Here is a 15,614-nt window from a genome sequence, read left to right on the forward strand (position 1 = left end):
CCGCTCACCGACGGCCACCACCACTCACAGAAAGCTCCCGCCGCTCGCGCCGCCGAGAAACGAGAGTCACTCCACACCTTCACGGAGGAGCCCCGGATGTCCGCCTCATTGACCACGATGCTGTTCGCCACCTGGCTGGCCGCCGTACCCATCGAGGACGCGGAGGCCATCCGCGCGGCGGTCTCCGACTACACGGAGGGCGTGAAGTCCGGAGACGCCGTGCGCCTCCATCGCGCCTTCCACGCCGAGTCGAAGCTCCTCTCCGTGAAGCCCGACGGTGCGTTCTCCGCCTGGCCGAGCGCGGACTACATCCAGGGCGCGGTGAAGAACCCCGGGAAAGGACGCGAGGACAAGGTCCTTCAACTCGACGTCTCCGGCACCGCCGCGATGGTCAAGGTGTCCGTTCGCATGGAGAAGTATGACTTCATCGACTACATCTCCCTGCTCAAGGTGGGAGGTCAGTGGACCATCGTCAGCAAGGTGTTCCACCGAGAGCCCCGCGTGAATGTCTCCGCGCCCTCCGCGCCCCAGGGGGTGAAGAGAGGTCCCCTCACCGGACGCACCGTGGCGATGCTCGTCACGCATGGCTTCAACCTCCCCGAGCTGACGGAGACGCGCCGCGCGCTCGAGGAAGCGGGTGCCCGGGTGGAGCTCATCGCGCCCAAGACGGGCATCGTGCGCGCGGAGGCCAGAGAGGGCTGGAGGGTTGAGTTCCCCGTGGACCGGGTGCTCGGAGACGCTCGCCCGGACGCCTATCACGCGCTCTACCTGCCCGGTGGGACGCCCAGCGCGGACAGCCTGCGCCTGGTCCCCGAGGCCGTCACGTTCGTGCAGGGCTTCCTCGAGGCGAAGAAGCCCGTGGCCGCCATCTGCCACGGCCTGTGGCTGCTCTCCGACGCCGGGGGCGTGAAGGGCCGTCGAGTCACCTCCTTCCCTTCCCTGCGGCTCGACCTGCGCAACGCGGGCGCCACCTGGGTGAACGAGGAGGTCGTCGTCGATGGCCCGCTCGTCACCAGCCGCTCACAGGACGACCTCCCCGCCTTCAACCGGCAAGTGGTGACACGCTTCTCCCGTCCCGCCTCGCCCTGAACCACGACGGACGCAACGTGAGAGGTTCAGCGCGCGGGTCCGCGCATTCCCTGACGCGGCTGCGACAAAGCACTGCGGCGCCCACCCAGCACCTCGGGGTCGACTCCCCGCAATCTTGCATCCGTGCCCGAATACACGGAAAATCGAGATTGCAATCTATTCCTGGAGAAACATCCCGCATGCACTCAAAGCTCGTGTTCGCCGCAGTGGCCCTGCTCACGACGTCCGCCTTCGCCGAGGAAGACCTCAAGCCCTCGCAGGAAGAGGCCAAGGAGTCCTTCGAGCAGACGATCGCCCCGGCGCTGAAGGCCGCCAACGACAAGTGCGGCACCAAGCTCACCGTCAAGAGCGACTTCCAGAACTTCAAGCCCGAGGAGTGGGGCAGCAGCAGCAACGGCTCGTACTGTGAAGCGGCGCTCAATGGCATCGAGGCCCTCTGCGAGCGCCCTGCCTACAAGAAGGCCGTCGCGAAGAAGGTGACCGGCGTGTCGTGTCTCTTCACGGGCGTCAAGCCCGCGGAGAAGGACGACGGCACCAACAGCGCGACCCAGCGCAACATCTCGCTCGACAAGGGCACCCTCACGTACCGCATGAACAAGGACCACACGAACATCTCGGACAACACCAAGGCGGTCCTCGAGAAGGCGCTGAACTGAGCATGGCGCGGACGATGTCGATGCTCCTCCTGTTGCTCTGCGCCCAGGAGTCCCTGGCGGCGGAGTCACTGGAGTCGTTGGCCCTCAAGGTCTATCGGGGCACCGATGGCCAGTCCATCGAGGTCGTGACGCTGGCGCCTCGCGAGGCGTCGGAGGTGGTGCTGCGGATCCAGGGCACCGACTCCGAGCAGGATGGGCTCTCGGTGCGCGGCAAGGCCCGGAGCATGGGGCGGGGCATCGACTTCGTCGTCCGTCATCGCGGCGCGGACTGGGTGCTGCTGTCCCAGCGCGCCGGCGATACCGAGGCCTTTGTTCCCGGCAAGCCCTCCTTCCGCGTCAAGTTCAACCAGGAGGCGACGGACAAGGCGTCTGCCTCCGAAGTGCTCTCCGCGCACCTGCTGCAACGAGAGTCCGGGCGGCTCGCCGCTTTCGAGAAGAAGGCCTGGCCCTACCTCGAGAAGAAGTACACCGCGCGCGCCACCGAGGCCATGGCGGCGCTGAGCAAGGCGTGTGGCACGTCACCGAGCTTCACGTTCGACTGGAAGACCTTCGACGACGCGGTGATGGCGGAGCTGGACGTCTGGGCGGCCTGTGCGCCGCTCGCGACGCGGGCTCGGGCTCGCTGTGCCACCGTGAAGGAGGTCACGGTCCTGACCTGTCGCTTCGGGCCTGCCCTGGCGCTCGAGAGAGGGACCGGCACGCTCGTCTTCACCACCACACCAGGGGGCGCGACCGAGGGGCCCTCGTTCCTGGAAGCGAGGCTCCAGTGACGCGTCGACTGCTCATGGTGCTGGCGTCTCTGCTGGCGACGCCGGTGATGGCTCGCCCGGCCGCGACGCTCGAAGACCTTCGGGCGCTGGCCGCGCAGAAGTCCTGGGCGGAGTTGCTGGAGCGAGCGGAGGACCTTCCTCCCGCCAAGCGCTCCGACACCTGGCGCACGCTCGTGACGGAAGCCGCGACAGCCGAGGTCGAAGCGGCCACGGCCCCGGACGACAAGGACCCGTTCGCCGTCGCCCGGAAGGCGCGCGCGCTGGGGCAGCGGTATGAATTCCTCGCCAAGGCCCCCGGCTTCTCCTCCGCGCGCGATGCGCGGGGGCTGAAGGAGCTGGAGCGCTGCCTCGAGAGCGAGAAGAGTGGCTGCGTCGACACGTACCGGGAGCTTGCGAGGGACGCGGGCTCGGAGACGATGCTCCAGGCCGCGCGGCTCGTGAAGAGAAGCCACTTCGCCTACATCGCGATGCCACTCTTCGCCGCGGCGGTCCGGGAGGGGAAGGCGGCTGGCGCCTGCAAGGACGAGGCGCTCGCGGAGGCGGTGCTGGCCGCACTGGACCTGCCCTCGACGGATGCCCGCGCGGGCGATGCGAGGAAGGTGGGGTTCGAGTGGTGCTGGTCCGCGCTCGGCGCGCGACTCAAGGCCGCGACGGTGGGCGCATCATCCTACTTCCTGACCAACACCTGCGTGCCCATGCGAGCGCGGAAGGCGCTGACGGAGCTGCAGGACGACCTCTGCGAAGACGCGGGGCTGTAGGTCACACCAGGAGCGCCTTCCAGGCTGCGAGGGCGTCCCGGTGCTCGAGCAGCAATCGGCTCCAGGGCTGGTCATCGGCCGTGCCGCCGGATCAGCCCCGGGCTCGGCGAAGGCTTGCGCGAACAGCGCGAGGCAGGCGGGGTCGGCGTCGGGCATCGGCCCGTGTTTGTAGCACTGACGCGACGCCAGGAACTGTCCACGCCGTGGGCGATGACGGCGGAACAACGCGGGACCGTGGTCCTCTCCACGGCCCCGCGCGGGGTTCGGCATCGTCCTCCACCTGGGACCGCACCGCCTCCGCCAGCACGTGCGCGCGGGGCGGCGGCCTCCTCGAGGCTCAGGGCAGAATGGTGATGCGATTGAGCGCGGGGGCGGGCAAGGGGTTCGCCTGGCTGCTGTGGGCCTTCAGGTAGGCCTCCAGCGCGTCGCTGTCCACGGCGCCCCCCAGCCGGTTCGTCCCCTCGGCGAGAATCTGGGAGCCATCACCCCCACTCGCGAGGTAGCTGTTCGCGGTGACGCGGTAGTTCGCCGCCGGGTCCACCGTCACGCCGTTGATTCGGATGGACGCCGGGTCGACGCGGCTCCCGATGGGCGCCGACGCGCTGAACGAATAGGTGAAGCCCGCAGACGGAAGCAGCATGAGGGTGGCTCCCGACGGCCGCCACTGCCGCTCCAGCAGTTGCTCGATTTGCGCGCCCGTCAGCGTCAGGGTGACCAGGCTGTTGCCGAACGGCTGCGTGGTGAAGGCCTCGCCGTAGGTGACCTCGCCCTGGGCGATGTCCGCGCGCACGCCGCCCGGGTTCATGAAGGCCACCTGCGCCCCACCCAGGTTCGCGGGCTTCGTCGCCTCCAGCTGCGAGTCCGCGATGACGTAGCCCAGGGTGGACTGGCCCGCGGAGTCCGACTGTGTCCTGAGCGTCTGCGCCACCCAGCCGATGACCCGGTTGGCCCGCGGCGCGACGAGCGCTTGGTACTTCGTCACCAGCTCCTTCACCGCGCCGACCTCCTGCACGTCGCGAGTGACGATGATGTTGTTCGCTCGCGCCGCCACGACGTCGCCCGTCGCCTTGCTCAACGTCAGGTCGATGTCCGTGACGAGCTGCCCCATCGACGAGGCGCTCGTGACGACCTTGCCATCGATGACGCAGTTGTAGGCCTGATGCGTGTGGCCGCTGACAATGACATCCACCGCGTCGTTGATGCCCTTGGCCACGCCCACGATGGCACCCGCGATGAGGCCGTCCGAGCCCGCGCCCTTGCATTCGTTCACCAGCGAGCCGGCGGCCGGAATTCCGCCCTGGTGCACCACCACGACGATGGCTTCGATGCCCTGCTGCCGCAGCTCCGGCACCAGCGCGTTCACCGTCTGCACTTCGTCCTTGAAGGTGAGCCCCGCCACACCCGTGGGCGTGACGCTCTCCGGCGTGTTCTCCAACGTCATGCCGATGAAGGCCACCTTCACGCCCTCGAACTCGCGCACGTCGTAGCGGGGGAACAGCGTGCGGTCCACGCTCGTGGCCACGTTGGCCGCCAGGAACTTGAACTTCGCGCCCGCGAAGCCATCCCCGTCCGTGCAGCCATCCACCGGGTGGCAGCCGCCCGACTGCATGCGCAACAGCTCCGTGGTGCCCTCGTCGAACTCGTGGTTGCCCACCGCGACGAGGTCCAGGCCAATCAGGTTCATCGCCTCGATGGTGGGCTCGTCGTGGAAGAGCCCCGACAGCAGCGGGGAGGCGCCGATGAGGTCTCCCGCCGCGACCACCACCGTGTTCGGATTGGTGGCCCGCAGGGCCGCGATGTGCCGGGCGAAGTACGTCACGCCGCCCGCGCCCACCCGCACCGGTCCACCGTCGGGGGCCACGCCCGCCAGAATCTGGCCCGAGGGCTCCTCGAGCTGCCCGTGGAAGTCATTGAACGCCAGCACCTGCACGCTCACCGTGGTGGGACCCGAGTCGGGAGGCCCCGAGTCCGGCCTCCCCGAGTCGGGCGTCCCGGAGTCGGGCGTCCCCGCGTCCGTGCCGGAATCCTGGGGCGGCACCTGGATGGAACGCGACTCACAGCGCTTGTTCTCGCAGACCCACTCCGTGTTCGAAACCGGCGGTCCCTCGTCTTCACGGCAGTCGGCGGCGTCCTGGCACTCGTCACCTCCGCAGCCGCCCTGGGCGAAGAGCAACATGCCGGTGACGAACGCTCCGGCGAGAAGGAAGACGCTGGGACGCGATTCCAGAGATGACGAGCGCGGTGTGGATTGTGGCATCGACGGAACTCCCACGAGCAGGGAGGAGAAACCTACTCTGGTTCGCGGCCCATGACGCACTCCCCGGCGACACGGTGAAGCTCGCGCCCCCGACTTCGTCTCGACAATCTCCCGTACTCAGGGTGTGGACGGCGGCGCCTCGTTGACCCGGCGCCTCGTTGTTCTCCCTCGAGCGGGCTCACCGAAACCGACGCAGCTCCATCGGCCCGCGGCTCCTGCGCGCCGATGCCCCTCTGGATGGGGCATTGCGTCGAGGCCTCCGAACGGCTGCGTGATGAGCGCGCTTTTCGTAGAATCCCAGGCCATGAGCATCCTCACCTTCGGCATCAATGTGACTTTGGACGGGTGTATCGACCACACCCAGGGAATCGCCGACGACGAGCTGCACGACTACTGGACGCGGGTCATGGAGCAGAGCGGGGCGATGCTCTTCGGGCGCACCACCTACGAGCTGATGGAGGGATTCTGGCCGGCGGTGGCACGCGACGAGAAGGCGCCGCGCGCGATGCGAGACTGGGCCCAGAAGCTCGACGCGAAGGCGAAGTACGTCGTGTCGAGCACCCGGAGCGACTTTCCGTGGCAGAACACCGTCAAGGTGGAGGGGGACCTTCGCGAGGCGATCTCCGCGCTGAAGGCGAAGACCGCGCAGGGGGTCCTCGTCGGCGCGCCCAAGCTCGCGGCTGCGCTCGAGGAGTGGGGGCTCATCGACGAGTACCGCATCGTCCTTCACCCCATCATCAGCGGCCATGGGCCGACGCTGTTTCAGGGCCTGCCGACTCCGCGGCAGCTCGAGCTCCTCTCGACGCAGCGGTTCAAGTCCGGCGTGCAGGCGCTCCACTTCCGCCGCAAAGCGGGCTGAGCACGGACGAACCCGAGTGCGTCACCGGCGGCTTCCTTCAGGCCCCTGTGAAGGGGCCGCATCGAAACGCCTGTGAACGTCCATCCGGGGATACGGCTTGGCTGCCGCAAGGCAGCCCTTTGCCCCGTCACGGGAGGTCGCCGTCTCCCGACTCGCCGCACTACAGCTCGACGACCGGGAGGGCGTCTCCCATCTCCCCCGCCGAGCCCCCGCGGTGCTTCGTATCGCCGAGTCCGAGCTGGCCCCAGGAGTTGGTGCCCCAGCACTTGACCCAGCGATCATCGAGGAGCGCGCACATGGAATGCGAACCCGCGGCGAGCCCCTTCACGGTCCGTCCCGTGCCGAGGTTCACCCGAGGCAACGACTCGCCCATCTGCCCCCGGCGCTCTCCACGACTCTCCATGTCACCAAGCCCGAGGATGCCATCGTTGAACCCCCAGCACTTGAGGGTGTCGTCATCGAGGAGCGCGCAGCTGTAGTAGTAGCCCAAGGAGATCGCCTTCGCGGTCCGCCCCGTGCCGAGGTCCACCGAAGGCAACGCATCGCCCATCTCGCCCGGAGCATCTCCGCGGCCCGACTTGTCGCCGAGCCCGAGGCGACCATACCCGTTGTCGCCCCAGCACTTGACGGCGCCATCATCGAGGATGGCGCACGTGTGGAGATTGCCGGCGGCGATGGCGGTCGCGGTCCGCCCCACGCCGAGCTTCACCTCGGGCAATGCATCACCCATCTCGTCCGGCTCCACTCCGCGGGACGCCTTGTCGCCGAGCCCGAGCTGGCCGTATTCGTTTCCGCCCCAGCACTTGACCGCGCCGTCGTCGAGGATGGCGCATGAATGCGCACGCCCCGCGGTGATTGCCTTCGCGGTCCGCTTCGTCCCGAGGTTCACCGTGGGCAACGCGTCGCCCATCGACCCCTGCGAATCCCCATGGTTGGAGCGGACGCCGAGCCCGAGTTGCCCATTCATGTTGTAGCCCCAGCACTTGACGGCCCCATCCTCGAGGATCGCACACGCGTGCTCGTACCCCGTGGCGAGCGCCTTCGCGACCCGCCCCACGCCGAGGTCCACGAAGGCCAGCGCGTCATCCATCTCTCTGGGACCCGCTCCGCGGTTCACCGTGTCGCCGAGTCCGAGCTGGCCCTCGGTGTTGCGCCCCCAGCACTTGACCACGCCGCTCTCGAGGAGCGCGCAGGTGAAGCTGCCTCCGATGGAGAGCGTCGTCACCTTCTGCTTCGTGCCGAGGCCCACGAAGGGGAGCGCGGCGCCCATCTCACCTGGCCTGCCCCCCTGGTCATCTTCCCGCCCGCTCCCGAGCGCACCACTCGAGCCATTGCCCCAGCACTTGACGCGCCCATCTGGAAAGAGCGCGCACGCATGCGAGCTTCCAGCGAAGACCGCCGCGACCGGGGCCTCATTCGTCCGCGGCGGCAGAGGCTGCTCTGGAGTTGGAGTTGGTGTTGGCGTGTTGTCCGCTCCACACGCGGCGAGGGCACAGGAGCCAAGGAGGACGGAGATTCGAACGAGGGAGAGGAGACCTGGAGTTGTTCTGAAATGCATTCAGCCACCGTGCAAAGAGAAGCTCCGGCGGAGACGAATGATTGGACACTTCACCAGTCCCCCCAGAGTAGACACATCCCCCATGTGGAGAAACCCCATGGGCGGTATCGGAATAACGGAGCCCTGCTTCCAAGGTCGCAACGCTCAATCATTTCTTTCGACGTGAGGCACCCACCGTGGGTGTGCTGGGCCAAATCCAGTCGAACCCCAGGCGGTGCCAAGGCCGCTCACGCGGTCCATGGCCGTTGGGTTCGAAGCGAGCGCTGGGAGGCCATTCGCGAGGAGCTTCGACTCGAGGCCGAGGAAGTCTGCTCACGGGCTGACGCATCGGTTGTCGGGGCACGCCGGGATGCGGCGGTGGGAGAACAGACTCCGAGGCTGCTTTCTGGGCCTCGAGCGCCTGGGCGCGCTCACCACCCGCCCCCTCTCCATTCCGCACGCCGCAGCCCTGTTTCTTTCGCCGCGCCAATCCAATCACAGACATCCCCGTGGCCCGCGTCGGCCATCGACACATCATTCGCCGCGGGTGGGGCATGGAGGGTCGGAGGAATGACCATCGAGCCGCTCCGCCACGCGAGGGAGGATTCCCGAGTCTTCCGCCCACTCGCTGGGCGAATCTGCGAAACCCCTCAAAGCGTCGGTGAGCTGTGCGTTTCAGGCGGTGAGTCGCCGGGAAGCGCGTCTCCCGGGTCGGGCAGACACAGGGAGGGGTGTCTCCTCCGCCCCAGGAGTCCATGAAACACCTCACGGGGGATGGCCCCTCGTGACGTGAGCACGCAGAGGCGGCAGGACTGACCTGGCGGGAGCTACATCTGGATTGCAACAGCACCGAACCACGGATAACGTCTGGAGGTACCTGCATCCTCGCAGTCGGTCTCGCCAGCCGGCCCCAACTCGGCGTCCATTGTGTCTCCGTTCCTGAAGCTGAAGTGGTCCTCGCGCGAGAGCCTCTGCGCGCAGTTGCTGTCGGTCCTCCAGTCGATTCCGCTCGATGGACCGCATCCCCACGAGAGCACTTCCGCCAACGAGCACTCCCGGAAGGAAGCGCTCTACCGCCTCGAGCATCCCCAGCCGCCCTGGAGACACCAGACGCGGGAGCGTTGCATCGACCTCTTGGCGCGATTCGCGGGCCCGGCGCAGCGTGACGCCCTGCGCGACCTCTTCCTCGATGACCGCGAGACACCCGGCGCCCGGAGACTCGCCTTGGAGGGGGCTCACACCCTGGGGATTGAACTGTCTCCGCGCGAGCTCGCGGGGCTCCTCGACGAGGCCCTCTCGGCTCGCGATGGGGGAAGCAAGCTGGACCTGGCCGTGATCCTCTCCCTGGCTCGCACGGAGGAGGACTGCGCCATCGCCGAGCAGGCCCTCTCCCGCGCCACGGCGCGAGCGCGCTTCGAGGTGCTCGGCCGCTCGCGGAGCCGCCCCTTGCACGCGCGGCTCCGGCACCTGCTGCTCGCGCGCTGGTTCGCCGAGGACCGGGAGGTGATTCAACGCGACCTCCCGGACCCGCGCTTCGACATCGCGGCGGTCGTGGCCACCTGGGAGCACCCGAGCGCCTGGGACGCCCTCGCGCGTCTCGCCCACGAGGAGGTCTCCGAGGAGATGATGGACGACCTGCGCAGGGGACTTCCCACCGAAGCCTTCGTCCGATGGGCGCGACTGCGCCCCGAGCTGTACCAGCAAGCAGCCGAGGCCCTGCGCCTCCCGCTGCCCGAGCTGCGCGCCCACTTCGCCGTGGACGACCTGCGCGAGCGCCTGCGCCACGCGGCGACCCACCAGTACCTCTTCACCTTCCTGCACGACAACCGCCCGGCGAAGCGCGGCAAGAACTTCCCGTTCGCCGCCAGACTCCTGGCCGAGTGGACCGAGGAGAGGCCCCTGCTCCTGAGCCTGCTCCGCCATCCGGACATGGCCGAACATCCCCGCAGAGCCCTGCTCGCGGCGCTCCTCCTCGTGGACCGGCCGGCCGCCATTCAGTGGGCTTGGGAGTCACTCGGCGCGGCGGAGCTGCCAGCACTCGTGCTCCAACTGCTCCAGGAGGTGGCGATGGAGCCCCGGCCCGAGGAGCGCCCCTTCTTCCTCCATGTCTTGCAAGGCAGCGACGACGTCGCCGCGTGCTTCGCGCTCGAGGCGCTGTTCGAGCTGGGAGGTGTGGGCGACACGGCGCGGGAGCGAGTGGAGGCACTGACGCGGTCGACGCATCCGGGTCTGCGTGTGCGCGCCGTGGCGGCCCAGGTCCGCGAAGGAAGACGCGAGGAGCTGCCCGAGCTCGTGCGGCTGGCCCGGGAGGCGCCCGAACCCTGGCTTCGAGCCGAGGCCCTGCGCTGGCTGTGCGAAGTGGACCCCGAGGCCGGTCAGCCGTGTGTGGAGCAAGCCCTGACGGACGATGCCGCCTGGGGCGATGCGCCTCTCGCGGCGGCAGAGGCCCTCCGCGCCCTCGCGAAGCGTGGCAGGCCCGATGACCTCTCCTTGTTGATGAATGCCTCCGCGGCCGTGATGGAGACGTTCTCCAGCGCGGTTCGATATTCGATCTACACCCCCTTCCAGATTCGCCACCTCGTGGATGAGAGCCTGGAGTTCCACCTCGCGCGCGACGAGGGGCGCGCGCAGGGCGAGCTCCCGATGCCCTCGGCGCGAAAGTTCGCCTTCGACATCCTCTCCCATGCCCGAACGCCGGAGGTGAAGCCTCCCAAGCCCCTCTTCCCGCGCGCCCTGTTCGTGCCCTGGAGCCGACGCGAATGGGGGCTCACGGACACCTGAAACCCACGCTTCGGGTTTCACCGCCCGAGCCTCCACGAGCGCGCCGACTCGGACCCTCAGCCGTTCGCACGCCATCGACGAGCCCCTCATGACTGTCCTCCCTCGTCAATGAATGGCTCGCGGCCTCGAGCTCGTCGAGGTTCGATTTGACATGCGCATGAAACGCTTCGGACGTCTTCGCGGCGCCCATGTCACGAAGCGCCAGGTCGCGCGCGAACGGACGGCTTGTGCCCGGGCGGCCGTCCAAGATGGCGACCCGCTCTTCTTGATTCCATGAACGGACGAAGCCCCTCCCGTGAGCACAAGGTGCTCATCCGGAGAGGGGCTCGCCTCGAGCGGAGACCCGATGGCTCAGAGCGCCACTTGGGCCTGGAGCAGCTCCGACAACGCCGGCACCGCCTTCGCTCCCTGGTTGTCGTCCACCAGGAGCGCGCCCGTGACGTAGAGGCGGAAGGCCCCCTCGGCCGTCTTCGCGTCCGGCGCGTCCTTCGCCTCCGAGCCGAAGACTCGGTCGCAGTCGCGGATGACGCGCGTGTGGAGGTAGCGCGCCAGCTCCACGAACATCGTGTCGGCGGGCGCCTTCCTCACCCACTCCAGCACTTCCTTGCAGTAGGCCTCCCCACCCGCGCCCTTCATGTACGCGCGGTACCCGCCGTACGACGGCGAGCCGGACGCCCCCACCTCCGCGTAGTGCCGCGCGCTGATGAGGCGCAGCTGCGTCCCTCCCGCGGCCTCCACCTCCGTCTTCCAGGCGGGCAGCTCCCGCGCCCGGGCCAGCGCCCGCAGGTACAGCTCGAAGTTGTCCTTGAGGTGCAACAGGTGCTCCGGCAGCCACTGGTCCGTGAAGGGCCGCAGCGCCCGCACCTCGTCCGGGATGGGCACCAGCGCGAGCGCCGTCATCCCATACGAGCCCCGCAGGTGCGGCTCCACCGCCGGGTCCAGCGCCGCCCGGGCCAACGTCCGCCGCACCTCCGCGTGCGGGGTCGACTGACGGAACGCATAGAGATGGCCGTGCTCGAAGAAGTCACTCTGGAACAGCGACGCGAAGCCCGCGCGCAGCAGCGCCGAGTGGATGTGCCGCACCGGCACGAACGGCTCCGGCTGCTCCAGCCCCGTGGTGATGTGGAAGTCCCACAGGTTGGTGTTCATCTGGAGCACGCCGTCCGGCGCCAGCCGCGCCATCGCCAGTGAGAAGAACTCCTGGCTCACGCAGTGCGCGGGAATCTGCTCGCCGGAGAAGATGTCCACGACGATGTAGTCGTACTCCTGCGTGTCCTCGCGCAGGAACAGCCGCGCGTCCTCCACCACCCGCCGCACCTGGGGACTGCGCATCGCCGGCAGGTAGCGCTGCGCCAGGTCCATCACCAGCGGGTCGATCTCCACCGCCGTGATGCGCGCCTCGGGGTTCGCCTCCAGGATGGCGGACACCACGCCGCCCAGCGCCGTGCCCAGGATGAGGTAGCGCTTCGCTCCGCGCGCGAGCCCCACGTTCGCGTAGGCCGTCGTGAACTGGTCCTTCAACGGCCGGCCCGGGTAGACGGTGGAGTGCACGTAGTCCCGCGACGGCATGAACTCCAGCTTCTCGTCGCCGTCGTCGTCCTGCGAGCGGAAGATCCTCACATTCCCGTAGAGGGACTCCGACTCGAAGATGGGGCGCGGCTCGGGCGCGCGCGCCGCCCAGGCGTCCCTCGCCAGGGGCGTGGCCACCGCCACCGCCAGGAGCACGCCCGCGAGCGCCGTCGCCGGCACCTTCCGGCGGACGAGGAGGAAACCCGCGGCCACGATGACGAGCAACGTCCCGATGAAGATGCCCAGCGTCGTGGACACCCCCAACAGCGGGATGAGCAAGAAGGACGGCAAGAGCGTGCCCGCGATGCTCCCCACGTTGGACACCGCCATCAGGTTGCCCGCCGTCGCGCCGACGCCTCGCGATTGCGTGGCCAACACCCGGATGAGGAACGGCGACACGTGGCTCAGCGCCAGCATGGGGGGCATGTAGAGGAGCAGCGTGGCCACGGCCGGCGGCAGCACGTGCCCCATGAGGCCGCTGGTGAACACCTTGCGCAGGCCGAAGCTGAAGTCGAGCAGCGGCTCGGAGAGCAGCCCCCCCGTCACCCAGACATACGCCGCCGCCACGGCGACGATTCCCAACAGGAACTCCAGCGACGCGTTCCGCTGCGAGAGCCGCCCGCCCAGGAAATAGCCCAGCGACAGGGCAATCATCACCAGCGCGAGCAGGACCCCTGTCACATAGATGGATGAGCCAAACGTGGTCTGGAGCACCCGAAAGGCACACATCTCCAGCAACATCACATTGAAGCCACCCAGGAACGCAAGTCCGTGGAGGTAGAAGGAGAACAGACGTGAGACCGGCGGTGATTCAGCGGGAATAGACATATCCAGCACCTGGTAGCGCGAGGGGGCGCGGGGGAGGGACGCAGCCCTCGCTGGCGGCGGGGCGAAGTCCTGCGTTGAGTACCACAGACGTGTCAGACATTCAGTTCAACATGGGCAAACAAAACAAGTGTGGCATAGTCGAGGTCCATCGAATTCGCGAGCCAACATGAGCGGCCTTCCTTCATGACGAGTCCTGAGACATCGCGCCGCGGTCTGGCGACGTTCGCGGTGCTGTGGTTCGGCCAGCTCGTGTCCATTCTGGGCTCGGGACTGACGTCCTTCGCGCTGGGCATCTGGGTGTATGAGCAGACGGGCTCGGTCACCCGCTTCGCGACGATGACCCTGTGCGCGGTGGCCCCCATGGTGCTGCTGGCCCCCGTGGCGGGAGTCGTGGTGGACCGCTGGGACCGCAAGCGCGTGATGCTGGTGAGCGACACGGTGGCCGCGCTGAGCACCCTGTGCATGCTGCTCCTGTATTCCAGCGGCAACCTGCAGCTGTGGCACGTGTACCTGGGCGTGTGCCTGACGGCGGTGGCGGACGCCTTCCAGGAGCCGGCGTTCGTCGCGGCCTCCACGGTGCTCATCCCCGAGCGCCACCTGGGCCGGGCCAGCGGGCTCTTGCAGTTGGCGCAGGCCGCGGGCCGCACGCTCGCGCCGCCCCTGGCCGGGCTCCTGATGATGAAGCTGGGGCTGTCCACGGTGATGATGCTGGACCTGGCGGCGTTCGGGCTGGCCGTGGTGGCGAACCTGTTGGTGCGGGTGCCCCCGCCGCCTCCCAGCGCGCAGGGAGCGGCGCAGGCGCAGGAGGGGTGGGTGTCCAACCTCACGTTCGGGGTGCGCTTCATCTTCCGGCGCCCCGGGCTGGTGGGGCTCATCGCCTTCTTCTCCGTCGTCAACCTGACGCTGGGGATGGCGGAGATCCTCGTGACGCCGCTGGTGCTCCAGTCGTTCACGATGGTCGAGCTGGGGCAGGTGCTCGCGTGCAGCGGGGTGGGGATGGTGGCGGGGAGCGCGCTGATGACCGTGTGGGGCGGGCCGAGGCGCCGGCTCACGGGCATCGTCGGCTCGGGCATCCTGTACGGGGCGAGCTTGATGCTCGCGGGGCTCCAGCCCTCGCTCCTGCTCATCGCGACGGGGGCGTTCCTCCTGACGTTCTTCAACCCGCCCATCGCGAGCTGCAGCCAGGCGCTGTGGCAGACGCTGGTGCCCGCGGACCTCCAGGGCCGCGTGTTCGCCGCGCGGATGGCGCTGGCGTGGATGTCCACCCCGGTCGCGTACGTCATCAGCGGGCTGCTCGCGGACCACGTCTTCGAGCCGGGGATGCGCCCGGGCGGCACCTTCGCCCCCGTGTTCGGCGGACTGCTGGGGATGGGCCCGGGTCGGGGCATCGCCTTGATGATGGTGCTGATGGGGCTCCTGGCGATGGTCGCCGGCGTCGCGCTGGCGTTGTTCCGCCCCGCGAGGGAGCTGGAGACCATCGCCCCCGAGACTCCTCCGCGCGCGGTCGGCGCGGGCTGAGCCGTTCGTGTTCCCCGGGCCCCTGACACGGGCCCGGCGTCCCTCGAGTCTGGAGCCGTGATGTCCCCTGCCCTGTTCCCGTCGTGCTTCGCGAAGGTGCGCCCATGAGCTCCCGGATGCGCCATGCCTCGTGTCCCGAGGAGTCCCAGGCCCGTGCCGTGCTGTTCGGCGCCAACACCCAGGGGGCCGGCTTCTCCGAGAGCGCGCGGGGGAAGTCGGATGCGCCCCGGAAGCTGTTCACCGCCGATGTGGTGCGAGACGCGGACAACGAATCGCCGTCGCTCACGGAGCTGCTGGAGGACGGGGCCTCGCTGTTCGATGCGGGGAACCTGCCGGTGGAGGGGCTCGCGGCGAACGAGCAGCTCGCGGTCGTGCATGCCCGCTTCGTGGAGCTCTTCCGAGCGGGGCAGCGCGCCATCGGCGTGGGCGGGGACCACTTCATCAAGTACGCGGCCCTGTCGGCCGTGAGCGAGGTGTTCGAGGACTGTGCCGTCCTCTACGTGGATGCGCACCCGGACTGCGCACAGAACGAGGCGCTCGGCTTCGACTCCATCCTCCACCACGCGTGGAAGTTGCCCCACATCCGGCCGGAGCGGACGTGCATCTTCGGCGTCCGGCAGGTGAATGCTCGGGAGCGGGATGGACTGCGCGCGTGGAGGCCGGGCGTCGTCGCCGCGACGGAGCTGGTCGAGCGAGGACTGCCCGCGGTGCTCGAGATGATGGCCGCGCAGCTCGGCGACGTGCGGCGGGTGTTCGTGTCGGTGGACCTGGATGGGCTCGCGCCGCACGAGGTCCCCGCCGTCGAGGCGCCCTACCCTGGTGGCCCCACCTTCCGGGAGCTGCTCGTGCTCCTGCGGGGGCTGGCTCGGCGCTACGAGCTGGTCGGCATGGACGTGAGTGAGTTCATCCCGGAGCTGGATACGGCTCGGCTCACCGCGCTCGTCACCGCGCGGCTGGTGAAGGAGTTCGCGGCGCTGCCCGCGCCGAGGTGA

Annotated in this window: 11 protein-coding genes; 8 read left to right on the top strand and 3 right to left on the bottom strand. The window is 68.8% G+C overall.

Annotation, left to right across the window (positions count from 1 at the left end; all coding sequences use genetic code 11):
- Positions 1 to 96 precede the first annotated feature (96 nt).
- The 4 genes from MYSTI_RS42340 to MYSTI_RS30470 all read left to right on the top strand — a co-directional run bounded on the left by MYSTI_RS42340 (position 97) and on the right by MYSTI_RS30470 (position 3,273).
- The gene (locus tag MYSTI_RS42340) at positions 97 to 1,089 is read left to right on the top strand and encodes a DJ-1/PfpI family protein (protein WP_015351664.1); all 993 of its coding nucleotides are present in this window, start codon (positions 97 to 99) and stop codon (positions 1,087 to 1,089) included.
- Between the two features lie 179 nt (positions 1,090 to 1,268).
- Positions 1,269 to 1,745, top strand: a complete 477-nt coding sequence (locus tag MYSTI_RS30460) for a hypothetical protein (protein WP_015351665.1) — start codon at positions 1,269 to 1,271, stop codon at positions 1,743 to 1,745.
- Between the two features lie 14 nt (positions 1,746 to 1,759).
- Entirely contained in the window at positions 1,760 to 2,515 is a 756-nt protein-coding gene (locus MYSTI_RS30465) for a hypothetical protein (protein WP_233278005.1), read from the top strand.
- A complete protein-coding gene (locus MYSTI_RS30470) occupies positions 2,512 to 3,273 on the top strand; it encodes a hypothetical protein (RefSeq protein ID WP_233278006.1) in 762 nt (253 codons plus the stop codon). The genes MYSTI_RS30465 and MYSTI_RS30470 overlap by 4 nt, the downstream gene beginning before the upstream one ends.
- A 337-nt stretch (positions 3,274 to 3,610) precedes the next feature.
- Here MYSTI_RS30470 and MYSTI_RS30475 read toward each other — a convergent pair whose 3' ends face one another.
- Positions 3,611 to 5,530 (bottom strand): bifunctional metallophosphatase/5'-nucleotidase, encoded by a 1,920-nt coding sequence (locus MYSTI_RS30475; RefSeq protein ID WP_015351668.1) that lies wholly within the window; start codon positions 5,528 to 5,530, stop codon positions 3,611 to 3,613.
- A 304-nt stretch (positions 5,531 to 5,834) separates the two neighbouring features.
- Here MYSTI_RS30475 and MYSTI_RS30480 point away from each other — a divergent pair, with 304 nt between their 5' ends.
- Complete coding sequence (locus tag MYSTI_RS30480) at positions 5,835 to 6,389, top strand: dihydrofolate reductase family protein (RefSeq protein WP_015351669.1); 555 nt, start codon at positions 5,835 to 5,837, stop codon at positions 6,387 to 6,389.
- A 160-nt stretch (positions 6,390 to 6,549) separates the two neighbouring features.
- On the opposite strand, the gene MYSTI_RS30485 is transcribed toward MYSTI_RS30480, so the two are convergent.
- The gene (locus MYSTI_RS30485) at positions 6,550 to 7,947 is read right to left on the bottom strand and encodes an RCC1 domain-containing protein (protein WP_084668226.1); all 1,398 of its coding nucleotides are present in this window, start codon (positions 7,945 to 7,947) and stop codon (positions 6,550 to 6,552) included.
- Between the two features lie 906 nt (positions 7,948 to 8,853).
- Between MYSTI_RS30485 and MYSTI_RS30490 the strand changes: the two genes are divergently transcribed.
- Positions 8,854 to 10,707 (top strand): hypothetical protein, encoded by a 1,854-nt coding sequence (locus tag MYSTI_RS30490; protein WP_015351671.1) that lies wholly within the window; start codon positions 8,854 to 8,856, stop codon positions 10,705 to 10,707.
- Between the two features lie 351 nt (positions 10,708 to 11,058).
- Here the strand turns inward: MYSTI_RS30490 and MYSTI_RS30495 are convergent, their stop codons facing one another.
- The gene (locus MYSTI_RS30495; protein ID WP_015351672.1) at positions 11,059 to 13,104 is read right to left on the bottom strand and encodes a spermidine synthase; all 2,046 of its coding nucleotides are present in this window, start codon (positions 13,102 to 13,104) and stop codon (positions 11,059 to 11,061) included.
- Positions 13,105 to 13,287: 183 nt separating this feature from the next.
- On the opposite strand from MYSTI_RS30495, the gene MYSTI_RS30500 reads away from it, so the two are divergent.
- Positions 13,288 to 14,622 (top strand): MFS transporter, encoded by a 1,335-nt coding sequence (locus MYSTI_RS30500; RefSeq protein WP_015351673.1) that lies wholly within the window; start codon positions 13,288 to 13,290, stop codon positions 14,620 to 14,622.
- A 104-nt stretch (positions 14,623 to 14,726) separates the two neighbouring features.
- On the top strand, positions 14,727 to 15,614 hold the full coding sequence (locus MYSTI_RS30505) for an arginase family protein (RefSeq protein WP_015351674.1): 888 nt from the start codon (positions 14,727 to 14,729) through the stop codon (positions 15,612 to 15,614).

Source organism: Myxococcus stipitatus DSM 14675, from assembly GCF_000331735.1.
Classification (GTDB): Bacteria; Myxococcota; Myxococcia; order Myxococcales; family Myxococcaceae; genus Myxococcus; species Myxococcus stipitatus.